This window comes from Gordonia sp. KTR9 (assembly GCF_000143885.2).
Lineage (GTDB): Bacteria > Actinomycetota > Actinomycetes > Mycobacteriales > Mycobacteriaceae > Gordonia.
Genome location: NC_018581.1, coordinates 3,023,691 through 3,045,178, shown reverse-complemented (window position 1 = coordinate 3,045,178; position 21,488 = coordinate 3,023,691). Strand labels below are relative to the sequence as shown.

Below are 21,488 nucleotides of genomic sequence, written 5' to 3'. Positions count from 1 at the left end.
CCGACCATCAGCGCACACAGTGCGCGCCGGGGCAAGTGGGCCGTGATCGCCCGCCCGGGTCGTCCCGTCAGATGTCGCCGTGGCAGAAGCGGTTCGACGGGTCGAGGGCGGCTTTGATCTCGTCGAGACGTCGTCGGTGGTCCGAGCTGTACGCGTCGTCGGCGCGGGCCACCCGTTCGGTACCCGAGGTGAAGTTGAGATAGGCGGCGCCGGTGACGTACGGCGCAAGCTCGGTGCGGGTCACGCGCAGCGTCGACTCGACCGCCAGCGCCACCTGGGGGTCGGGCACCGCCGCGACGAGTTCGAGGAGGAACCGTCCCGTCCGGGCCCGGTCGTTGGGCGCGTGCTCCGCGCCGCGGGCGATCGCTCCGCCGGCGTGGCGGATCTCGCCGATCACGATCAGCGGTGCCGATGCCGGGGCGGGCCGGACCCTCGCGGCGACGATGTCGACGGCGACGTCCGGGAGGTCGTCGAACCATTCGGTGGTGACCATCACCGGCATCGGTTCGGTCGGATCCATGCTGACGGCGTCGATCGCGGCGAACGGCAGCACATCCCACATGTCGACGACGGGCGTGCGCCAGTCGCGCCATTCGTCGACGACCGCGCGACCGGCGTCGAGATCGCCTGACCAGCATCCGCGCACGACGGCGAAGCTCCGGCCGCGTAGCGGTTCCGGGACGTCGTCGGTGGGCGGGAGGTTGAGGATGGCGACCGCCGAGGTCAGCGCGTCCGACTGCGCGGGTGCCCAGTCCCGGAATCTGCGGATGATCTCCTCGGCGTCGGCGGCAGGGTAGAAGAGGTTGCCCGCGTACACGGTCGACACCTCGACGAGCGAGATCTCCATCGACGTCACGACGCCGAGGCCGCCCGCGCCGGCGCCCTTCAACGCCCAGAAGATGTGCGGGAAGCTGGTGTCGGTGACCCGGATCGGCGTGCCGTCGGGGGTGACCAGGTCGAACGAGAGCACGTGGTCGGACGCCAGGCCGAAGCGCCGACCGAGCCAGCCGAAGCCCCCGCCCAGGGTGTAGCCGATCGCGCCGACACCACTCGCCGAGCCCATCAGCGGCGCCAGTCCGTATGACGTGGCGGCGTCGACAACCGTCCGCCAGGTGGCGCCCGCACCCACGCGCGCGGTCCGGGTGACCGGGTCGACGCTGACCGACGCGAGGCGGGAGGTGTTGATCAGCAACCCGCCGTCGGCCGGCCTGCCGGTGCCGTGCCCGGTCGTCTGCACGGCGACGCGCAGGTCCTCCTCGACGGCGAAACGGACGGCCTCCACGACATCGAAGTGGTTGGCGGGAACGGCGATCACGGCGGGACGATGCACGTCGAGCCGGCTGAAACCCGACCGTGCGTCGACGTAGCCCGCGTCGCCGGGACCGTAGACGTCACCCGCGATCCGATCGCGGAGTTGCGCGAGCACCGAGGTACGGGTTCGGACGGTGAGGCGTTCGGTGTTCTCGGGCGGGGAGGAGGCGGGTGTTGCGGTCATCGGCAGGTCCTCGGTTGCGGCCGGAGCGGTCCGGCAGGATTCGTCGGTCTCCGGTCGGCGCCGGATTCCCGACAAGGGTCGCCGAAGGTCCTTGGATGCGACTTGAGACGGACTTGGTGCGCTCAGGCGGGAGAGGTGAGTCCCCAGGTCGTCGCCAGTGCGTCGATCCTCCGGACCAGCCCGTCCGCCTCCTGTGCGAGTGCGGTGTCGCGCGCGGCGGACAGGGTCGCGCCCACCACGGAGGCCGGGCGACCGTTGGCGTACTCGTAGCGGGCGCGGACGACCAGGCGGTGTGCGTCGGCATAGCGTTCGCCCGTGCGGTCGGCGAAGTCCGCGGCCCGGTCGAGGAGCGTCGCGGCGTCGGTGAGTTTGCCCGCGACCACCAGGACCTCGGCGTGCAGGCCCAGCCAGTAGCCCTCACCCGTGCGCGGATGGTCCTCCATGCCGATGTCGTCGGCCCCGAGCCGGTCGATGTGCTCGAGTGCCTCGTCGAGGTCGCCGGTCATCGCCCGCGCCCACCAGTACATCCGTTCGCCGCCACGACGGAGGTAGGCGAGCGCGGCGGCGCCGTCGGACATGATCGCCGGACCGGCATCCAGAACCCACTCTGCGTCGCCGAGCATGGACGCCGCGCCGACCGCGAAGATGGCCATGCCGAACTGCGACCGGGGATCGGGATGGGCGTCGGCCATCGTCGCGAACAGCGCCCGGCCGGCATCGGTGCCGAGGTGCACCGTCGCCGCCCAGGCGCGGAAACCGCGGGCCATCGCGAGCTGATCGTCGCGCAGGCCCTCGACATCGACGTCGATCGGCGCGTAGGTCTCCAGGATGCGATGCGCCGCACCGAAATTCCCGCGGTGGAAGTCGTCGATACCGGCGGCGTGCATGCCCAGGTGGGTGACGACCGGGTCGTCGGATCGTTCGGCGCGCCGACGCAGGTCCTGCGCGAGGCGGTGACCGGTCTCGGTGTCCGCGATCTGGATGTGGGCCGCGCAGCGTGCGTAGTCGAGGGTCGCGAGCAGGCGGGTGTCGCCCAGTGTCGATGCCAGCGTCCGGGCGCGCTCCTGCAGGACGGGGTCGGCGGCGAAGTAGCCGTGCGCCGCGACCTCGCCGGCCAGCTGGGTGGTGATCGCGACGAGTTCCGCCTGCTGGTCGCCGGTCGAGCGGGCGAGCGTCGCCGCATCTCCGAGATGTCTGCGTGCGCCGTCGAAGTCGTAGGTGCGCAAGGCGATGTCACCCGCGGTGAGCAGTGCGGTGGTGGTGCGTTCCCGATCGGCCAGCGGTCCGGCGGACCACAGGTGCCGGGCGACTCTCGTCACCGCATGCGGCGAGGAGTTGCCGGCGAGGGCGTCGGCGATCGCGAGGTGCAGCCGTCGCGCGCGCATCGCGGCGATGCCGTCCGCGATCGCCTCCCGGATGATGTCGTGGCTGAACCCGAAACCGAACGGATCATCCGGTCCGAGGTCGATGACCCCCGCACCGCCCGCGGGCTCGAGCAGGTCGAGTGCCTCGTCCACCGGGCGGTTCGCGGCGGTCGCCAGGAGGACGAGGTCCACGCGGGTTCCGATGAGCGACGCCAGCTCGAGGAGTTCGGTCGTCTCGGGTGACAATCCGACCAGTCGCTGGCGGACCACGTCGCGGACACCGGACGGGACCGCGGTGCCGGCGATGGACCCGCGATCGGCCAGGATCCGGGCCAGCTCCCGGACGAAGAAGGCGTTGCCGCCGGTTCGTCGCTCGATCGACGACACGGTGGCGACCTCCGGCCACTGCCGGGTCTCGCGCCGGATGAGTTCGGAGATGTCGTCGCCGCTGAGCGGTCCGACGTGCAGGCGCCGGTGTTCCGGGAGACGGGCCAGCGTCGCCAGCGTGGTGGCGACGACGGGTCGTGCCGACGGCGAACGCAGCGAGGCGAAGAACGTCACGCCGGTGGTCCGTCGTGCGGCCATGTGCGCGAACAGTTCCAGCGACGCACCGTCGGCCCACTGGAGGTCGTCGAGCACGATGATCAGCTTCGCCGTCGCGGCCACTCCGTCGAGGAGATCGGCGGCCTGGTCGTAGAACTGGAATCGGGCGGCCGCATCGGGCATCTGCCGGGGCGGCGGGATCACGTTGACGCCTTCGGTCACCATCCGGCCGAGCGAGCTGTCGAGGAGACGTTCCCGATCGGCGGGATCGAGCCGGGGCAGCACCGCACCGAGGATCTGCACCCATGGCCACATCGACGGCGCGGCCGGGTCGTCGACGCAGCGTCCCCACAGGACCAGCAGATCGGCGGCACCCGCGGCTCGGCGGCCGGCTTCGTCGATCAGCGCGGTCTTTCCAGCCCCCGGCTCACCCTCGACCACGACGACGCCCCCGTGCCCCGACATCGAGGCGAGCACTGCGCGATGCAGGGCGGCCAGTTCTTCGGTCCGGCCCACGACCGACGGCGTCTCGTCGGGTTCGAGGGTGTCGACGCCGTGGCCGGGAACGGTGTCCGGCGGGGTCGTCGGGCCGGGGTCGTCGAGGTCCGACGCGATCGTCGCGGTGTCCGGGCGGGCTGCCGTCGGCACGTCGAGATGCGGAGCGTGGTCGAGGATGTCGCTCTCGAGGGTCCGGAGCCGCGGTCCCGGATCGACGCCGATCTCGTCGGCCAGGATTCGACGGGCGGTGGCGATCGCACCGAGGGCGTCGGACTGGCGACCGAGACGGTAGAGCGCCGTGGCGAACAGCACCCACAGTCCCTCGTCGAGGGGCGAACGCGCGACCTCGCTCTCCAGTTCGGTGACGAGCAGACGGTGGTCGCCGTCGGCCATCCGGGCCTCGAAGGACATCTCCCGAGCGGCCTGCACCATGCGGTCGAGGTGTCCGGCGGCCTCGTCCCGGAAGGCCAGGCCCTCGAACTCCGGCAGCAGGGGGCGATAGTCGTCGAGCACCTGTGCCAGGAGCGGTGCGGCCCCGGCCGCGTCGCCCCGCTGCATCAGGGTGCGTGCGGAGCCGAGCCGGGCGGTCAGCCGACGCGCGTCGACCTGCTCGGCGGTCGTGGGGAGGCTGTATCCGGTTCCGTGGGTGAGCAGGACCGTGGACGGAGTCCGTGGCTTCCGGTGTGGTTCGAGGGCCTTGCGCAGACCCGAGATGTAGGACTGGAGCGACACTTCCGCCCGCTCGGGGGGTGAATCGCCCCAGATGCCCTCGATCAGACTGTCGGCGCGCACCGGCGCGCCCTCGGCGAGGATCAGCTGTGCGAGCGTCGCCCGCTGCTTACGCGTGCCGAGTTCGACGGGGTCGGAACCGATCTGAGCCCCGAGGCCACCCAGGATCGTGTAGGAGAGTTCGGGCATCAGCGTGAGTCTAGGTGGTGACCGCAGCCGTGGGGCGGTAGTGGCGAACGCGCCCGGCGGCCTCCATGCGACCGGGCCCGGATGTCGGTGGCCGGGAGTAGCTTGGCTGCCATGACTCTCGCACTGGGCATGATCACCGTCGACGCGCTCGCGCCGGCACCGCTGGCGACGTGGTGGGCCGACCAGCTCGGCGGTCGGATCGTCGAGGAGAACGACGGGTACTTCGTCGTCGTCGCAGTCGGGGAGGGCACTCCGCTGTTCGCGTTCCAGCAGGTCGAGGACCCCACACCGGGGAAGAACCGCATCCATCTCGACCTGACGACCGACGATCTCGAGTCGGAGGTCGAGCGACTCGTGGCCGCGGGCGCCACCAAGATCGCCGATCGCGAGATGCCCGGCTTCGCGTGGGTGACCCTGGCCGACCCCGACGGCAATCAGTTCTGTGTGTCGGCCAGGCACGAGGCGGAGGCGACGTCCTGACACGCAGGCATGTCGTCCGGCCGACCGACGGGTGCTCCTGATGGGATTCAGCCGTGCCGAACTCCTCGGCTATCAGGACCGCACCGTCGACGATCTGGTCGGCGAAGGGTGCAAGCTGCTGTTCGTCGGGATCAATCCGGGTCTCTGGACGGCGGCCACCGGAGCGCATTTCGCGCGTCCGGGCAATCGGTTCTACCCGGCGCTCGCCAAGGCCGGCATCGTTGGCCACGTCATCGACGCCTCACGCGGTATGTCCGACGCCGACCGCGCGCTGCTGCTCGACCGCGGTGTGGGAATCACGAATGTCGTGCCGCGTGCCACCGCGACCGCCGCCGAACTGTACGTCGACGAACTCCGCGAGGGCGGACGCCGGCTGCGCGAGCGGGTTCGGATGATCGGCCCGCGGGTCGTCGCCGTCGCCGGTATCACCGCCTATCGCAGCGCGTTCGGGCGCCGCGACGCCGTGCCGGGACGGCAGGACGAGACGTGGGATGTGGGCACAGGGGACGGTGCCGAACTGTGGGTGGTTCCGAACCCCAGCGGGCTGAACGCCCACGAGACCGTGGACTCCCTCGCCGCCGCCTACCGTCGGGCCGCGGTCGCCGCCGGGGTGGTGGAGGACCTCAGAAGTCCTCGGAGCTGACGACGCGGCGCCGCACCGACAACAGCTCGACCTCGGGGTGGCCCGCAGCCGACCGTTCGACGGCGTCGAGCACGTCGACGACGTGCCCGCGATCGGCGGCCACCGCACTGACACCGATGACGGTCCGACGATGCACGTCCAGGTGACCCACCTCGGCCGCCGAGACCGTGTACCGCTCGCGGAGATCGGCGACGATCGGCCGCACCACCGACCGCTTCTGCTTCAGCGAGTGAACATCGCCGAGCAGATAGTCGAACTCGCAGAACCCGATCCACATCAGTGGTCGGTGCGGATCAGCGTCGCCACGTGGTCGGGTACGTACTTGGACAGCGAGCGCGGCGGCCGGTGATAGTTGCCCGACTCGATCGGATGCTTGGGCAGGGACACGCGGGGACGCGGGACCTCTTCATAGTCGATGGTCGACAACAGGTGGGAGATCATGTTGAGCCGCGCGTGCTTCTTCACATCGGACTCGACGACATACCAGGGGCTCAGGGCGGTGTCGGTGTGGACCATCATCTCGTCCTTGGCGCGCGAATAGTCCTCCCACCGATACACCGACTCGAGGTCCATCGGGCTCAGCTTCCATTGCCGGACAGGGTCGTTCATGCGCGACCGGAACCGTTTGAGCTGTTCGTCGTCGGACACCGAGAACCAGTACTTGCGCAGCAGGATGCCGTCGTCGATGAGCATCTGCTCGAAGATCGGGGTCTGCCGCAGGAACCGCGAGTGCTCCTCTGGCGTACAGAAACCCATGACCTTCTCGACGCCGGCCCGGTTGTACCAGGACCGGTCGAACAACACGATCTCTCCGGGCGCGGGCAGGTGTGCGACGTAGCGCTGGTAATACCACTGGCCGCGTTCACGATCCGTCGGTGCGGGCAACGCGGCGACCCGCGCGATGCGCGGGCTGAGGTACTCGCTGATCCGTTTGATCGTTCCGCCTTTGCCGGCGGCGTCGCGTCCCTCGAAGACGACGACCACGCGGGCGCCGGTCTCGCGGACCCACTCCTGGAGTTTGACGAGTTCGGTCTGCAACCGGAACATTTCCGCCTCGTAGACCTTGTTCGCGATCTTGGCCTGCTTCGGTTTGTCCTTCTTCGACATGAGCAGAAAGACTACGGGGTGCGGACGGCCTCGCGCTCGGATTGCAGTTCGGCGACCGACGCGTCGATGCGCGCCCGGGAGAACTCGTTGATGTCGAGACCCTCCACGATCTGCCACCGCCCGTCGACCGAGCGCACCGGGAACGAGCAGACGAGTCCGTCGGGGACGCCGTACACACCCGGAGACGGCAACGCCACCGACGTCCAGTCGTCCGGTCGTGTGCCGAGAACCCAGTCGTGGACGTGGTCGATCGTGGCGTTGGCCGCCGACGCGGCCGACGACGATCCGCGGGCTTCGATGATCGCGGTGCCGCGCCGGGCGACGGTCGGGATGAAGTCGTCGACGAGCCAGTCGCGGTCCGCGGCGATGTCCGCGCCGCTCCGGCGGCCGACCCGCGCATGGAAGATGTCGGGATACTGTGTCGCGGAGTGATTGCCCCACACGGTGACCCGGCTGATCTCGTCGACACTCGCGCCGGTGCGCCGGGCGAGCTGCGCGATCGCGCGGTTGTGGTCCAGACGGGTCAGCGCCGTGAACCGTTCGGCCGGCACCTCGGGCGCATGCGCGGCGGCCACCGCGGCGTTCGTGTTGGCGGGGTTGCCGACGACGATCACCCGGATATCGTCCGCGGCAACATCGTTGATCACCGAACCCTGGGCCGCGAAGATGTCGGAGTTGGCCGCGAGCAGGTCGGCCCGCTCCATGCCCTTGGTCCGCGGCCGGGCCCCGATGAGCAGACCGAAACTCGCCCCGTCGAACGCCTTGCGCGGATCGTCGAGGACGTCCACCGACGTCAGGAGCGGAAAAGCGCCGTCGTCGAGTTCCATGGCGGTGCCGACCGCGCCGGAGATCGCCTGCGGCAGCTCGAGAAGCCGCAGGGCGACGGGCTGGTCGTGACCGAGCATAGCGCCGGCGGCGATGCGGAACACGCTGGCGTACCCGATGCTGCCAGCTGCTCCGGTCACGGTCACGGTCACGGGCATCCGACGGTTCACGACGCCTTCTCCGTGAGCAGGACCTGCGCGGCCGGTCCGACGAGGACCAGGGCGTGGCCGACGGAGTACCAGGTCAGCGGTTCCTTCGTGAACTCGGTGACCCAGGTGTCGGCGCCGGCGCGCGGCCCGGGACAGGCCATCATCGTCGAGGCGAGGGAGCCCAGGCGCAGCAGTGAGTTGTCGACGCGGAGGTCGCCGATGTGTCGGTTGCATCCGGCCGACAGGGCGATCCGGTTGGCGGCGGGAAAACTGACCTCCAGCGGTCCGCCGCCGGGGATCTGCTCTCCGGTCACCGCGGTCGAGGTGTAGGTCTTGCCGACAAAGTCGGGGGCCGGGGGAGCCGCGGACGCGGAACCGGCTCCGACGATCGTCGTACCGAGCGCGATGATCACCGCGCTGAGCAGCAGGGCCATGCGTAAGCTGATGCGGTGTTCGCGGGCTGGGTGACGGTCGTGCGCGGATCGACGTCCCGGTACGGGTTGACGTCTCTGCGCCGGATGACGGCGTTCGCCGGAGCTCACGTGCACAACGGTAGCCGACCGGACAGGGGTATGGATATGACGAATGTGGGCGCTCCATGGTCCCGGTGACGTGTCGGACCGAGTACCTGACCGGTCGCCATCATCGTTCGGCCACGGCCGCCTGGGTCCTCATGGTCGCCGGGATGGTCGCCCTCGTGGCCCTCAACGTCGCCGGGGTCGACGGTCTGGTCACCTCGGCGGTGGTCGGCGCGGCGATCGTGGCCTCCCTGCTCGGGGCGGCATTCGGGCGGCTCGGCGAACGAGGCGCTGTCCTGCTGACCGTCGACGAGGACACGGTCTACTTCGGGAACGAGGACCGCACACTGGTCAGCTACCCGCTCTCCTCACTGGTCACGGTCGCGGTGGGCGGGCCGGCGGACGCCACCTCGGACATGACCGGCGAGCGTGTTCGACATCTCACGGTGATCGGGCAGAAGTACCTCAAACTGACCTTCGCGACCCGGGACGGAAAGCCGGTCCCCGCCGACCGGACCCCGCGTGACCGCGACGACGACCCCGACACCGCGCCGGAGACGCACTTCTGGCGGGTCGCCGTCGTGGAGGGGGACCCGGCGGTGGCGGAGGTCCTGGCCCGTCTCCGGCGGCACGCGCCCGAACGCATCGCCACCAGGAAGAAGACCGCGACGTCGGCCGGGCAGCAGCCGCGGGCCGCCGCGGCGAGTGCTCCGCCGGACGAGCCCGTCGATCTGACCCGGCCCCCGACGAGCGGACCGCGGATCGTCGACGCGGGTTCCGACGAAGCGGCGCAACGACTGTGGGAGGAGGCAGCGCGTCGCCACGACGAAGTTCTCGGCGCCTACGGCAGTTACGAACTCGATCCCGCCATGCTGCTCCGGTACCCGGCCGTGACCGACGTGACCGTCGACCAGACGCAGACCTTCCATCTCGCGCTCGACGAGGCGATGGCCCTGCGGACCGACGACTATCCGGGGAACCGCTCGCGCGCCGACGCCTACCAGCAGTCGGTCGCCCGACTGCGGCGGGCCTGGATCGCCTGTGAGAAGAACGGCCGACGGGTGGGGGCGTCCTATCTGGAGCAGGGCGATCAGGACGACCTCGACACCGCGCTCAAGCTCTACAACCACGCCGCGGCCAGCACCACGCCCGCCGAGCAGGCCACCTACTACGGCCGGGTCCGCGACATCGTCAGCACCATGACCGACCGCGGTGTGCTCCACCCGCCCGAGGCGGCGGTGGCCGAACTGCAGGCCGTCACCCGGAGAGCGCTCGAGGCGGGTACGCCGAAGGCGTGAGGTGAGGCGATGAAGGCCCTGGCCAGGGGAGCCGTCCGGTTACCGGCCTTCCTTGATGAAACGTCCGTCCAGGGTGTACAAACCCTCGGCGCCGTCGGTATTGGCGATCTCCATCCGGATCACGAACTCCTGAGTGTCGCTGATGCGGTCGAGTTCGACCTCCGCGCCCACTGCGTCGCGGTCGTACTCGGGGACTGACGCGCGTGTCATCAGGTCGGCACGCACCCGATCGAAGACCTCCGCGGAGATGCTGTCGAATCGGAAGCCGTCGGCTCGATACCGGCCCGCCGAGATGCTCGATGAAGGGAAATAGCCGGGGGCGACGGCAAGTTCGCCGCCGCGGTCGGCGATCCGGTAGCGGACCAGGACGCCGCCCGAGTTCTGGATGGGCCCCGCTGTCACCGGAGAAACGCCGTCGGCGATGCCCTGGATGATGAACTCCTCGATGACGGGCGCGTTCAGCGGGACGCGTGCCGCGGCCAGTTCACGCCGCGCCAGTTCGAATGACTTCTGGAAGTCAGCAGGGTCGAAGAACTCGGCGACGGTGCCGTCGGGTGTCGCCTGGACGGTGTAGTCCTCGAAGACGCCCTCGCCGGGTTCGATCGTCCCGGTGATGAGCACCGGCGCGTCCGGTGCGGCGCGCTCGATCGCGATACGTTCGAGTTCGGGTTCGGTGGAGTACGGACGGACGGCCGCAACCATCGGTTCGGCGACCGAGCCGAGCACGTTCGGGTCGATTGCCGTGGCGTCGAAGGTCTTGTTCGCCCGGTCGGTGTTCGGCACCGCCGAGGAATTCGAGTACCCGTCCCCGACGAGGACGCTCGTCGCGCGTCCGGTTGCCGGGTCGAGGACGATCGCCTGATCCGACGAGGAGTCGAGCTGATACCTCAGCGCCAGCACGTTGCGCGTCGCCTCCGGCCCTTCGTATTCGACGATCGCCTCCAGCATCCGACGGTGCCGGTCGGCGAGGCTCGACGCTTCCTCTTCGGCGGACGGATCGTCGTCGGAATCGAGGGCGGAGTCGAAACCCGACAGCGAGGGTCCCTCCACGTGCCACCCGCCCGCGACGCCGAACAGCAGTGCGCCGGCCACGAGCAGGGTCACCACCGGGTAGGCGAGAGCCCAGCGCCCGGGCTGGTCGTCGAATTCGGGGGTGTCGGTCTGATCGCGCGGCGGGAGTGAGTCCGGCGGCAGGGTGGTGAACGGGCTTTCGGTCAGGGACTGGAAGTTGCCCTTGGTCATCGAGGTGATCCAGCGGGCCCGGTAGGCGGTGTCGTTCGGTGGGTTGATGGTCGCGGTGACCATGGTCGGTTGTAGGTCGTCGGCGGTGAGGCTGCTGCGCGTGAGTGCCTCGACCTCCACCTGCGGCGCGTCGGGCGACGTCGCGCGCCGGAACTCCGGCAGTTCGGACACCCGGGACGCGCGCGGACTGATCGCTATCCCGACGAACACCAGCGGGATCCCGAAGAACAGCGCCACCCACCAGTCGTTGAACGCACCGAGACCCACGCCCACCGCGATCAGCGATCCGGCGATCACCGCCCGCACGAGGCGGAGACGAACCCTGTTCCGGCGAGTCCTGGTCATGGGCCGTCCTTAGTCCTCGAGCCGAATCGGGTGGACTGATCATAATGTCGGCGTCCTCGGTCGACCAGCGGCCGCGTACCGTTGTTGCTGACCTGGCCGCCGGGAGGGGGCGGGTCGCGACGGAAACCGGGAACGATCAGGAGAAATGTTTCGGTGGGAAAGCTGAGCAACAGCATGTGGCGACTTCTGGGCGCCCAATCGACTCGCAACCAGTCGAAGTCGTTGGGAGTGATCAAGGACGCCGAAGCCCACACCGACTGGGCCGCCGAACTCGCCGACGACGCGTTCAGCGCCGAGGCCGAGAAACTCGACATCACGGAGAAGCCCGCCGACCGCGCGAAGTTCCTCGCCCTGGTCCGTGAGGCCGCCGACCGTGCCATCGACCTTCGGCCCTTCGACGTTCAGCTGCAGGGTGCCCTCCGCCTCCTGGAGGGCGACATCGTCGAGATGGCCACCGGTGAGGGCAAGACACTCGCCGGGGCGATCGCCGCGATCGGGCATGTGCTGCAAGGGCACCAGGTCCATGTGATCTCGGTCAACGACTACCTGGCGACTCGCGACGCCGAGTGGATGAAACCGCTCTTCGACGTCTTCGGCATCACCGTGCACGCGGTTTCGGAGAACTCCGACCGCGAGGAACGCCGACGCGCATACGCCGCGGACGTCACCTACGGGTCGGTCAACGAGATCGGCTTCGACGTCCTGCGCGACCAGCTCGCGCTGTCCGAATCGGACCTCGTGTCACCCAAACCCGACGTCGCGATCATCGACGAGGCGGACTCGGTCCTCGTCGACGAGGCGCTCGTACCGCTGGTCCTCGCCGGGTCGACCGAGACCGAGGTGCCCGACGCGGCGATCCACGACGTCGTGTCGCGGATGAAGAACAAGCACTACGAGGTCGATGCCGAGGGACGCAACGTCACCCTCACCGACGAGGGTGCGGCGTTCGTGGAGGAAGAGCTCGGCGGGATCAACCTCTACAGCGAGGAACACGTCGGGTCGACCCTCGTGCACGTCAGCATCGCGATGCACGCGCACTATCTCCTGGAACGCGACATCCACTACATCGTGCGCGACGGTGGCGTGCACCTCATCAACGCCTCGCGTGGCCGGGTGGCGCAGCTGCAGCGCTGGCCCGACGGTGTGCAGGCCGCCGTCGAGCTCAAGGAAGGTCTCGCCCAGACCGATTCGGGCGAGGTCATCGACACCATCACCGTGCAGGCGCTCATCGGCCGCTACCCGAAGGTGTGCGGCATGACCGGTACCGCGCTCGCCGCCGGTGAACAGTTCCGCCAGTTCTACGAGCTGCGCGTCTCTCAGATCCCGCCGAACACGCCCAACGTCCGGACCGATCTGCCCGACCGCGTCTACGACACCAAGGCCAACAAGGTCGAGGCGATCGTGGCCTATGTCAAGGAGATCCACGAGACCGGGCAGCCCGTCCTCATCGGCACCCACGACGTCGCCGAGTCCGAGGAGCTCGCGTACTTCCTGGACAAGGCCGGGGTGCCGTCGGTGGTGCTCAACGCGAAGAACGACGCCGAGGAGGCGAAGATCATCGCCGAGGCCGGCGCACGGGGTGCCGTGACCGTGTCGACCCAGATGGCCGGACGGGGCACCGACATCCGCCTCGGCGGTTCCAAGGACGACGCGGACGCCCACGACGAGGTCATCGAACTCGGCGGGCTGTGCGTCGTCGGAACGGGCCGGCACGACACCGAACGTCTCGACAGCCAGCTGCGCGGTCGCGCGGGCCGCCAGGGCGATCCGGGAACGTCGGTGTTCTTCTCGAGTCTCGAGGACCCGGTCGTCACCAAGAACCTCGCGTTCAAACGAGATCCGGTGTCGCCCAATGAGGACGGCTCGATGGGCAGCAAGGGCATCGACCTCATCGAGCAGGCCCAGCGGATCGCCGAGGGCGTGATGCTCGAACTCCACGCGAACACCTGGCGCTACAACAAGCTGGTGAACCAGCAGCGCGACATCATCGTGGAGCGACGGATGCAGATCCTCACCACGGACACCGCGCTCGACGAGCTGGCGGACCTGGAACCGGAACGCTACGCCCAGCTGACCGGCGAGAAGACGCCTGCCGAGTCCCAGACGGACAAGCCAGAGACCGACAAGCCAGAGACCGACAAGCCAGAGACCGACAAGCCCGGGACCGACAAGACCGAGGCGAGTGTGTCGGATGTGGCCGGAACGGACGCGACGGCGACCGATGCCGGCGCCGACGAGGCCCCGGCGGTGTCGCCGGTACCCCGAGAAGTGCTGTCGCAGGCCGCGCGCGAGATCGTGCTGTACCACCTGGACCGCGCGTGGGCCGACCATCTCGCGTTCGTCTCCGACGTGCGCGCGAGCATCCACCTGCGGTCGCTGGGCAAGGAGAGTCCGCTCGACGAGTTCCACCGGTTGATCCTCGCCGAGTTCGCCGACCTGCCAGGTACGGCTCTCACGAAGGCGCGTGAGACCTTCCGCGAGGCCGACATCACGCCCGAGGGTGTCGACCTGGGATCCGCGGATCTGCACCGCTCGACGACCACGTGGACCTACATGGTGCACGACAATCTGTTCTCCTCAGGCGGGGCGAAAACACTGCAGGGCATCATCGGGATCTTCCGGTGACCGAGCCGGAGGCGGCGACCACGCCGGCTCCGGACCGGATCGTCACGGTCCCGAACGCGCTGAGCGTGCTACGGCTCGCTCTCATCCCGGTGTTCGTGTGGCTGCTCCTCGTCGAGGAGGCGGACGGGTGGGCCTTCGCGGTCCTCATGTTCTCCGGGTTCTCCGACTGGGCCGACGGGAAGATCGCGCGGCTGCTCGATCAGTCGTCGCGGATCGGTGCGCTGCTCGATCCGGCCGCCGACCGGCTCTACATCGTGATCATCCCGATCGCGTTCGGCATCCGGGACTTCTTGCCGTGGTGGCTGATCGGTGTGATCATCGCGCGGGACGTCCTCCTGTTCGCCTCGGCGCCGCTGCTGCGGTCGCGCGGTGTGCTGGCGCTCCCGGTGCTCTACATCGGCAAGGCCGGGACGTTCGCGCTCATGAGTGCTTTCCCGTGGCTCCTTGCCGGACAACTCGATTCGATCGTGGGGACCATCGCATACCCGATCGGTTGGGCCTTCATGATCTGGGGTGTCGGACTGTATGTGTGGTCCTTCGTCCTGTACTGGTATCAGACGATCCTGGTGGTGCGGCACATGCCGCCGCGTCACCGGGCAGGCGCCTCGGCAGACAGTAGGGTCTGACCGAGAACGAAAGGGGTTCGCGTGACCGACAGCAAAGTGCCAGAGACCTTGCGTTACACCGCGGAGCACGAGTGGATCGAGCGACTCGGACCGACCACGGTGCGCGTCGGGATCACCGATTACGCACAGGACGCCCTGGGCGATGTGGTCTTCGTCCAGTTGCCCGAGAGCGGTGCGGAGGTGACGGTCGGGGAGTCGTTCGCCGAGGTGGAGTCGACCAAGAGCGTGTCCGACATCTTCGGTCCGCTCGCGGGGACGGTGTCGGCGGTCAACGACGCCCTCGACGCGTCGCCGGAACTGGTCAACTCCGACCCGTACGGCGAGGGTTGGCTGGTCGAGATCGAAGCGGCCGACGAGGCGATCCTCGACGAACATCTGGGCGAGATCCTCGACGCCGCGGGCTACCGCGCCGTCATCGAGGGCTGAGTACCCGGTGGCCGTGAGCGGCCGGTGCCCCGATCGACCCGGCTGATGGCTCCCGGAGCGATATGATCGACGATGCCGGAGTCGACTCGCTCGCCGGTGCGATCGGCATGACCGGTACGGTTACGGCAGTGGGAACGAGGGGCGCGACGTGACACCGATCCTCACGATCTCGCGCCCAGAACTACCCGGCCGCACAAGTCATGTAGATTCGACCGGCCATCGCGGCGAGAGCCGACGGGCATCTTCCCGGACGGTTCCGACTGTTCCGAGGACATGGTTGACGACTATGCGGTTGGCACTGACGATGACGAAGGAGAAGCGGTGAGCGAAAACGACAGGGACTTCGAGGCGCCGGTGGAGACCACATCGGTGTTCCGGGAGGAGTTCATCAACGAACTCGATGCCGGGACCAGCACCTCGAGTGAGCCGGCCGACACGGGGGTCGAGCGACTCGCTCCCGGGACCGCGCTGCTTGTCGTGAAGCGAGGACCCAACGCCGGGTCGCGGTTCCTCCTCGACCAGCCGACGACCTCGGCCGGCCGGCACCCCGACAGCGACATCTTCCTCGACGACGTGACCGTCAGCCGCCGTCACGCCGAGTTCCGCCTCGGCGACAACGAGTTTCAGGTGGTCGATGTGGGCAGCCTGAACGGCACCTACGTGAACCGGGAACCGGTCGACACCGCGTCGCTGAGCAACGGCGACGAGGTCCAGATCGGCAAGTTCCGCCTGGTCTTCCTCAGCGGTCCCCGCGACGAAGCAGACGCCTGACACCCGTGACGGCGTCCACGGCCCCCCGCGGCGAAGGATCGATGTCGATCGGCACGGTCCTCGCCCAATTGCGTGATGACTTTCCCGACATCACGATCTCGAAGATCCGATTCTTGGAGTCGGAGGGTCTGGTGACCCCGGAACGGGCACCGTCGGGATATCGGCGGTTCAGCCAAGCCGACTGCGATCGGCTGCGATTCGTGCTGACCGCCCAGCGGGATCGGTACCTCCCGCTCAAGGTGATCAAAGAGCAGCTGGACGCGATCGACAACGGGAACGGCGGCTTCGGTCCGGGCGGGACGCGGGTGCTGTCCGCGGCCCGCGGGACCGTGGCCCCGGCCACCGACTTCGGCGCCCGGGCCGGGCGCGTCTCCCGTGAGTCGCTGATCGAACGGACCGGAGTCGATTCGGCTTTCGTGACCGAACTCCAGCGCAACGGGCTGCTGATCGCCGGGCCGGCCGGGTTCTTCGACGAGGACGCGGTACGGCTCGTCGAGGCGGCGGCCGCCCTGGCCAGTTACGGCCTGGAAACCCGTCATCTGCGGGCGTTCAAGGTGTCCGCGGACCGCGAGGCGGGCCTGGTCGCCCAGATCGCCAACCCGATCGCCAAGGGCAAGGGCACGGGTGCGCGGGACCGTGCCGAAGAACTCGTGCGTGAGATCGCCGCGTTGTCGGTGACCCTGCACACGCAGTTGGTCAAGGCTGCCGTCAAGAGCGCGCTGGACTGATCTCCGGGCGCGCGGGTCGGTGTCCGGCGCGGTCGGCCGCACCGGACTGAACAGCCACGATCGTCCCAAACCGCCGCGAGTCGGCCGCCGCTGTCCACTCAGTCGGTGTAGCGTCGAGATCACTGAAACGAGCGCCGTACAAGGCGTCTGGGAGGTGCGAGATGAGCGAGATGCGTGTGGTGGGCATCAGGGTCGAACCCCCGCAGAGCCAGCCGGTGTTGTTGCTGCGCGAGGTGGAGGGCGAGCGCTATCTGCCGATCTGGATCGGGCAGAGTGAAGCGGCTTCGATCGCCCTGCGGCAGAAAGGGATCGAGCCTCCTCGCCCCTTGACGCATGACTTGATCGTCAATCTGATCAAGGAGTTCGGGCAGACCCTGCTCGAGGTTCGGATCGTCGACATGCAAGAGGGCACCTTCTACGCCGAGATGATCTTCACCGGCGACCTGCGCGTGTCGGCGCGGCCGTCGGATTCGATCGCGGTCGCGATGCGGGCCGAGGTCCCGATCATCGCCGACGAAGAGGTGCTCGCCGAGGCGGGTCTGCTGATCCCGGACGAGGAGTCCGACGAGGCCCCCGAGGCTCAGGCCGACGAGGTCAAAGAGGACGAGGTCGAGAAGTTCAAGGAGTTCCTCGACAACGTGTCCCCGGACGACTTCAAGGCGAGTGGCGCCTGACCGGTCGGCGCATCCCGTGCGACGGACCGCGCTCGTTTCCGACGCCGGGGGGCCAGATCACGGAACGGACACCGCCCGGTCACCATTTGTCTCGATCTCAAGTTGAGGTTGAGCGTGCTGGCGAGTCGCGTTGATCCTCCGTCATCCGCCGCATAGCGTCATCAGCGACATCGAGCACCGGACACGGGCCGATGAAGATGAATCGGCCGACCGGAAACAGCCTGGACCGCGTAGTGTGGACGTGGACGTCAGGCACTGTGGTGCGGCGTCCGATCCGAGCTTTGCGAGGGAGTCAGAAGTGGGCGATCGTCCGGTCGACAGCGAAACGACGTCGAGCGACCAGTCACCCGATCGTCCGGTGACCGAGCGTGTCGACACCGTCCCGACCCAGGGCAGTCTCGGCGACATCGCCCCGGGCCTGTTCCCGGACGACACGGTGCCCGACGAACTCGTCGGCTACCGCGTACCGAGCGCGTGCCAGATCGCCGGTATCACCTATCGCCAGCTCGACTACTGGGCCCGCACCTCGCTGGTCGTCCCGTCGATCCGTGGAGCAGCGGGCTCCGGGAGCCAGCGCCTGTACTCGTTCAAGGACATCCTCGTCCTCAAGATCGTCAAGCGGCTGCTCGACACCGGCATCTCCCTGCAGAACATCCGCGTCGCCGTTGACCACCTGCGCCAGCGCGGTGTCGAGGACCTTGCGAGGATCACGCTGTTCTCCGATGGCACGACTGTGTACGAGTGCACGTCGGCCGAAGAGGTCGTCGACCTGCTGCAAGGCGGGCAGGGAGTGTTCGGTATCGCGGTCAGCGGCGCGATGCGTGAGCTGACCGGCACCATCGCCGATTTCCCCGGAGAGCGGGCCGACGGTGGTGTCAGCGAGACCGCGCCCGAGGACGAACTCGCCGCGCGCCGCAAGAACCGCGCCCGTCGCACCGGTTAGTCCGCGTCCCGCGTAGACTGGGTCCGCGTCGCTACGCTGCGGGAGAGCGCCGAAGGCAGAGATGCCGGCGGCCGCCGAAGGAGCAACACCTCCCCGTCAAACTCTCAGGCACCCAGGACCGCGGTGGTGACGACGTCTCTGGAAAGTGACGATCCGTCGTCCGCCCACGGTGAAAGGTCGTCGCGCAACGCTGCGGGGCACCGAATCTCTCAGGCGTCACATCGGCTGCGGCCGACGACATGACAGAGGGGGAGGGTCAGCAAGCCGGTGCTCGCACCGGCGCCTGCGAGAGGTGCCCTCCACCGTGTCCATCACCGATGCGACCCCGTCCGACGCCCCGGACCCCGCCACAGCTGCCGCCGCCCAGGTGTCGGCCGCCTTCGTCGATCGCCATGTCGGTCCGGATGCCGACGAGACCCGGCGCATGCTCGAGGCGATCGGCGCGGCCTCCCTCGACGAGCTGGCCCACCGGGTCATCCCCGCGGTCATCGCCGACGAACTCGACTCCGACGTGCTCGGCGCCCTGCCCGAGCCGCTCAGCGAGAGTGCGGTCCTCGCCCAACTCGGCGACCTCGCCGCACGAAACACCGTTGCCCGCTCGATGATCGGGCTCGGCTACTACGGAACCCACACGCCCGGCGTCATCCTGCGCAACGTGCTGGAGAACCCGGCCTGGTACACCGCATACACGCCCTATCAGCCGGAGATCAGCCAGGGGCGTCTCGAGGCGCTGCTCAACTTCCAGACCATGGTGGCCGACCTCACCGGGATGGAGGTGGCCAACGCCTCGATGCTCGACGAGGCCACCGCGGCCGCCGAAGCGATGACGCTCATGCGCCGTGCGGGTAAGTCGAAATCGCCGCGCGTGGTCGTCGACACCGACCTGTTCCCGCAGACACGTGCGGTGATCGACACTCGCGCCGAGCCGCTGGGCATCGAGGTCGTCGAGGCGTCGCTGCATCCCGAGCTGCCCGGGTACGGACTGCCCGACGGGGAGTTCTTCGGGGTGATCCTCCAGGTGCCGGGCGCATCGGGTCGCGTCCTCGACGCCACCGCGATCATCGACGCGGCGCACGACCGCGGAGCGCTCGTCGCCGCCGGTGCCGATCTGCTGGCGATGACCCTCCGCACGCCGCCCGGCGAGCAGGGAGCCGACGTCTGCTTCGGCACGACGCAACGCTTCGGGGTGCCCATGGGCTTCGGCGGGCCGCATGCCGGGTACCTCGCGGTCGGATCGAAGCATGCCCGGCAGCTTCCCGGTCGTCTGGTCGGTATCTCCAAGGACGCCGATGACAATCTGGCCTACCGGCTCGCCTTGCAGACCCGGGAACAGCACATCCGTCGTGAGAAGGCCACGAGCAACATCTGCACCGCGCAGGTGCTCCTGGCCGTGATGGCCGCCATGTACGCCTCCTACCACGGCGCCGACGGCTTGCGCGCCATCGCGCGACGCACCCACGCGACCGCTGCCCGGCTCGCCGACTCGGTGGCGGCCGGCGGATTCGCGGTGGCGCACGCGAACTTCTTCGACACCATCGAGGTGCGCGCACCCGGGCAGGCCGATGCCATCGTGGCCCGGGCCCGCCAGGAAGGCATCAACCTGCGCCGGGTCGATTCCGACACCATCGGCATCGCCTGCGACGAGACGACGACCGATGCGGACGTGGATGCGGTGCTGCGGGCCTTCGAGGTCGCCGGCGTCACGCCGCGGGCGTTCGCGCAGCCGATCGAGAATCGCACCAGCGAGTTCCTCACCCACCCGGCGTTCAACCGGTATCGCACCGAAACCGCGATGCTGCGGTACCTGCGCGCCCTGTCGGACAAGGACATCGCCCTCGATCGCAGCATGATCCCACTCGGGTCCTGCACCATGAAGCTCAATGCCACCACGGAGATGGAACCCATCACCTGGCCCGGCTTCGCACAACTGCACCCGTTCGCGCCGGCCGACGACACCGAGGGAATCCGTGAGCTCATCACGACGCTCGAGGGCTGGCTCGTGGCGGTCACCGGATACGACCGTGTCAGTCTGCAACCCAACGCGGGGTCGCAGGGCGAGTTCGCGGGCCTGCTGGCGATCCGCGGGTATCACCTCAGCCGCGGTGACGTCGACCGGGATGTGTGCCTGATCCCGTCGAGTGCCCACGGCACCAATGCCGCGTCGGCGGTCATGGCGGGCATGCGGGTCGTGGTCGTCGGGTGCCGCGACAACGGCGACGTCGACCTCGACGATCTGCGCGCGAAGATCGACGCCAACGACGGTCGGGTCGCGGCGATCATGATCACCTACCCGTCGACGCACGGGGTCTTCGAACACGACGTCCGCGAGGTCTGCGGTGCCGTTCACGACGCGGGCGGACAGGTCTACGTCGACGGCGCCAACCTCAACGCGCTGGTCGGCGTCGCTCGACCGGGCCACTTCGGAGGCGACGTCAGTCACCTGAACCTGCACAAGACCTTCTGCATCCCGCACGGCGGCGGCGGACCGGGCGTCGGGCCGGTCGCGGTCCGGGAGCATCTCGCGCCCTTCCTCCCCGGGCACCCGCTCGCCGACGAATTGCCCGGCTCGGCGACCATCGCCGCCGCCCCGTACGGATCGGCGGCGATCCTGCCGATCACCTACGCCTACATCGCGATGATGGGTGCGGACGGCCTGCGGCGTGCGACGCTGACGGCGATCACCGCCGCCAACTACGTCGCCAAGCGGCTCGGTGAGCACTACCCGGTGCTGTACACCGGCGAGGACGGCTTCGTCGCCCACGAGTGCATCCTCGACCTCCGGGCCATCACGAAGGCCACCGGAGTCACTGTCGACGACGTGGCAAAACGGCTCGCCGACTACGGTTTCCACGCTCCGACCATGAGCTTCCCGGTGGCGGGCACCCTGATGGTCGAGCCCACGGAGAGCGAGAACCTCGACGAGATCGACGCGTTCTGCGACGCGATGATCGCGATCCGGGGCGAGATCGAACTCGTCGGACGAGGGGAGTGGCCCGTCGACGACAACCCGCTCCGCGGTGCGCCGCACACGGCGGAGTCGCTGGTAGGCGAGTGGGATCATCCGTACTCCCGGGAACTCGCCGTCTACCCGCAAGGCCTCCCGTCCGCGGGTGGCCGGGCGAAGGTGTGGCCGGCCGTCCGGCGGATCGACGGGGTCTACGGCGACCGCAACCTGGTGTGCAGCTGCCCGCCCATCGAGGCCTACAGCAACTGACCTGGTCGCTTGCAGCGACGAACGTTCCCTACTGCTCGTTGAGCAGGTGAGGAGCG

At 68.9% G+C, this 21,488-nt stretch carries 18 protein-coding genes and 1 riboswitch; of the genes, 11 read left to right on the top strand and 7 right to left on the bottom strand.

Annotated elements, in window-relative coordinates; translation table 11 throughout:
- Positions 1 to 67: 67 nt before the first annotated feature.
- Entirely contained in the window at positions 68 to 1,495 is a 1,428-nt protein-coding gene (locus KTR9_RS14555; RefSeq protein WP_014926997.1) for an FAD-binding oxidoreductase, read from the bottom strand.
- A 122-nt stretch (positions 1,496 to 1,617) separates the two neighbouring features.
- Entirely contained in the window at positions 1,618 to 4,818 is a 3,201-nt protein-coding gene (locus KTR9_RS14550) for an AAA family ATPase (RefSeq protein ID WP_014926996.1), read from the bottom strand.
- 111 nt (positions 4,819 to 4,929) lie between these two features.
- Here KTR9_RS14550 and KTR9_RS14545 point away from each other — a divergent pair, with 111 nt between their 5' ends.
- Both KTR9_RS14545 and KTR9_RS14540 read left to right on the top strand, forming a co-directional pair.
- On the top strand, positions 4,930 to 5,298 hold the full coding sequence (locus tag KTR9_RS14545) for a VOC family protein (RefSeq protein WP_010843796.1): 369 nt from the start codon (positions 4,930 to 4,932) through the stop codon (positions 5,296 to 5,298).
- Positions 5,299 to 5,338: 40 nt separating this feature from the next.
- Entirely contained in the window at positions 5,339 to 5,941 is a 603-nt protein-coding gene (locus KTR9_RS14540; protein ID WP_044507959.1) for a mismatch-specific DNA-glycosylase, read from the top strand.
- Here the strand turns inward: KTR9_RS14540 and KTR9_RS14535 are convergent.
- From KTR9_RS14535 to KTR9_RS14520, 4 genes are read right to left on the bottom strand one after another with little or no spacing between them, the layout of a single operon-like run.
- The gene (locus tag KTR9_RS14535; RefSeq protein ID WP_014926993.1) at positions 5,922 to 6,218 is read right to left on the bottom strand and encodes a DUF503 domain-containing protein; all 297 of its coding nucleotides are present in this window, start codon (positions 6,216 to 6,218) and stop codon (positions 5,922 to 5,924) included. The genes KTR9_RS14540 and KTR9_RS14535 overlap by 20 nt on opposite strands.
- Positions 6,218 to 7,048 (bottom strand): polyphosphate kinase 2, encoded by an 831-nt coding sequence (ppk2, locus tag KTR9_RS14530; protein ID WP_014926992.1) that lies wholly within the window; start codon positions 7,046 to 7,048, stop codon positions 6,218 to 6,220. The genes KTR9_RS14535 and ppk2 overlap by 1 nt, the downstream gene beginning before the upstream one ends.
- A gap of 11 nt (positions 7,049 to 7,059) precedes the next feature.
- On the bottom strand, positions 7,060 to 8,031 hold the full coding sequence (locus KTR9_RS14525; RefSeq protein ID WP_193363278.1) for a malate dehydrogenase: 972 nt from the start codon (positions 8,029 to 8,031) through the stop codon (positions 7,060 to 7,062).
- An 8-nt stretch (positions 8,032 to 8,039) separates the two neighbouring features.
- Positions 8,040 to 8,456 carry an META domain-containing protein gene (locus KTR9_RS14520; RefSeq protein WP_044506767.1) on the bottom strand — a complete coding sequence of 139 codons (417 nt, stop codon included), beginning with the start codon at positions 8,454 to 8,456 and terminating at the stop codon, positions 8,040 to 8,042.
- A 164-nt stretch (positions 8,457 to 8,620) separates the two neighbouring features.
- Here KTR9_RS14520 and KTR9_RS14515 point away from each other — a divergent pair, with 164 nt between their 5' ends.
- Positions 8,621 to 9,838, top strand: a complete 1,218-nt coding sequence (locus tag KTR9_RS14515; RefSeq protein WP_014926989.1) for a hypothetical protein — start codon at positions 8,621 to 8,623, stop codon at positions 9,836 to 9,838.
- A gap of 39 nt (positions 9,839 to 9,877) precedes the next feature.
- Here KTR9_RS14515 and KTR9_RS14510 read toward each other — a convergent pair whose 3' ends face one another.
- Positions 9,878 to 11,425: a hypothetical protein gene (locus KTR9_RS14510; protein WP_014926988.1), complete on the bottom strand. Its 1,548-nt coding sequence runs from the start codon at positions 11,423 to 11,425 to the stop codon at positions 9,878 to 9,880.
- Between the two features lie 153 nt (positions 11,426 to 11,578).
- On the opposite strand from KTR9_RS14510, the gene secA2 reads away from it, so the two are divergent.
- The 8 genes from secA2 to gcvP all read left to right on the top strand — a co-directional run bounded on the left by secA2 (position 11,579) and on the right by gcvP (position 21,432).
- Entirely contained in the window at positions 11,579 to 14,050 is a 2,472-nt protein-coding gene (gene secA2 / locus KTR9_RS14505; protein ID WP_014926987.1) for an accessory Sec system translocase SecA2, read from the top strand.
- The gene (locus tag KTR9_RS14500) at positions 14,047 to 14,676 is read left to right on the top strand and encodes a CDP-alcohol phosphatidyltransferase family protein (protein WP_010843804.1); all 630 of its coding nucleotides are present in this window, start codon (positions 14,047 to 14,049) and stop codon (positions 14,674 to 14,676) included. The genes secA2 and KTR9_RS14500 overlap by 4 nt, the downstream gene beginning before the upstream one ends.
- 21 nt (positions 14,677 to 14,697) lie before the next feature.
- Positions 14,698 to 15,102, top strand: coding sequence for a glycine cleavage system protein GcvH (gene gcvH / locus KTR9_RS14495; protein WP_010843805.1), 405 nt, complete (start codon positions 14,698 to 14,700; stop codon positions 15,100 to 15,102).
- Between the two features lie 273 nt (positions 15,103 to 15,375).
- Complete coding sequence (gene garA, locus KTR9_RS14490; RefSeq protein WP_010843806.1) at positions 15,376 to 15,873, top strand: glycogen accumulation regulator GarA; 498 nt, start codon at positions 15,376 to 15,378, stop codon at positions 15,871 to 15,873.
- A 5-nt stretch (positions 15,874 to 15,878) separates the two neighbouring features.
- The gene (gene ftsR / locus KTR9_RS14485) at positions 15,879 to 16,601 is read left to right on the top strand and encodes a transcriptional regulator FtsR (protein ID WP_010843807.1); all 723 of its coding nucleotides are present in this window, start codon (positions 15,879 to 15,881) and stop codon (positions 16,599 to 16,601) included.
- Between the two features lie 161 nt (positions 16,602 to 16,762).
- Complete coding sequence (locus KTR9_RS14480) at positions 16,763 to 17,275, top strand: bifunctional nuclease family protein (protein ID WP_010843808.1); 513 nt, start codon at positions 16,763 to 16,765, stop codon at positions 17,273 to 17,275.
- A gap of 298 nt (positions 17,276 to 17,573) precedes the next feature.
- The gene (locus KTR9_RS14475) at positions 17,574 to 18,218 is read left to right on the top strand and encodes a MerR family transcriptional regulator (RefSeq protein WP_014926985.1); all 645 of its coding nucleotides are present in this window, start codon (positions 17,574 to 17,576) and stop codon (positions 18,216 to 18,218) included.
- A gap of 29 nt (positions 18,219 to 18,247) precedes the next feature.
- Positions 18,248 to 18,349, top strand: a riboswitch (glycine riboswitch).
- A gap of 173 nt (positions 18,350 to 18,522) precedes the next feature.
- Positions 18,523 to 21,432 (top strand): aminomethyl-transferring glycine dehydrogenase, encoded by a 2,910-nt coding sequence (gene gcvP / locus KTR9_RS14470; RefSeq protein ID WP_014926984.1) that lies wholly within the window; start codon positions 18,523 to 18,525, stop codon positions 21,430 to 21,432.
- Positions 21,433 to 21,488: the final 56 nt, after the last annotated feature.

Excerpts from the sequence above, each read along its gene's own strand:
- KTR9_RS14555 (WP_014926997.1), bottom strand. The coding sequence starts at position 1,495 with ATGACCGCAACACCCGCCTCCTCCCCGCCCGAGAACACCGAACGCCTC.
- KTR9_RS14550 (WP_014926996.1), bottom strand. The coding sequence starts at position 4,818 with ATGCCCGAACTCTCCTACACGATCCTGGGTGGCCTCGGGGCTCAGATC.
- KTR9_RS14545 (WP_010843796.1), top strand. The coding sequence starts at position 4,930 with ATGACTCTCGCACTGGGCATGATCACCGTCGACGCGCTCGCGCCGGCA.
- KTR9_RS14540 (WP_044507959.1), top strand. The coding sequence starts at position 5,339 with ATGGGATTCAGCCGTGCCGAACTCCTCGGCTATCAGGACCGCACCGTC.
- KTR9_RS14535 (WP_014926993.1), bottom strand. The coding sequence starts at position 6,218 with ATGTGGATCGGGTTCTGCGAGTTCGACTATCTGCTCGGCGATGTTCAC.
- ppk2 (WP_014926992.1), bottom strand. The coding sequence starts at position 7,048 with ATGTCGAAGAAGGACAAACCGAAGCAGGCCAAGATCGCGAACAAGGTC.
- KTR9_RS14525 (WP_193363278.1), bottom strand. The coding sequence starts at position 8,031 with ATGCCCGTGACCGTGACCGTGACCGGAGCAGCTGGCAGCATCGGGTAC.
- KTR9_RS14520 (WP_044506767.1), bottom strand. The coding sequence starts at position 8,456 with ATGGCCCTGCTGCTCAGCGCGGTGATCATCGCGCTCGGTACGACGATC.
- KTR9_RS14515 (WP_014926989.1), top strand. The coding sequence starts at position 8,621 with ATGGTCCCGGTGACGTGTCGGACCGAGTACCTGACCGGTCGCCATCAT.
- KTR9_RS14510 (WP_014926988.1), bottom strand. The coding sequence starts at position 11,425 with ATGACCAGGACTCGCCGGAACAGGGTTCGTCTCCGCCTCGTGCGGGCG.
- garA (WP_010843806.1), top strand. The coding sequence starts at position 15,376 with ATGGTTGACGACTATGCGGTTGGCACTGACGATGACGAAGGAGAAGCG.
- KTR9_RS14480 (WP_010843808.1), top strand. The coding sequence starts at position 16,763 with ATGAGCGAGATGCGTGTGGTGGGCATCAGGGTCGAACCCCCGCAGAGC.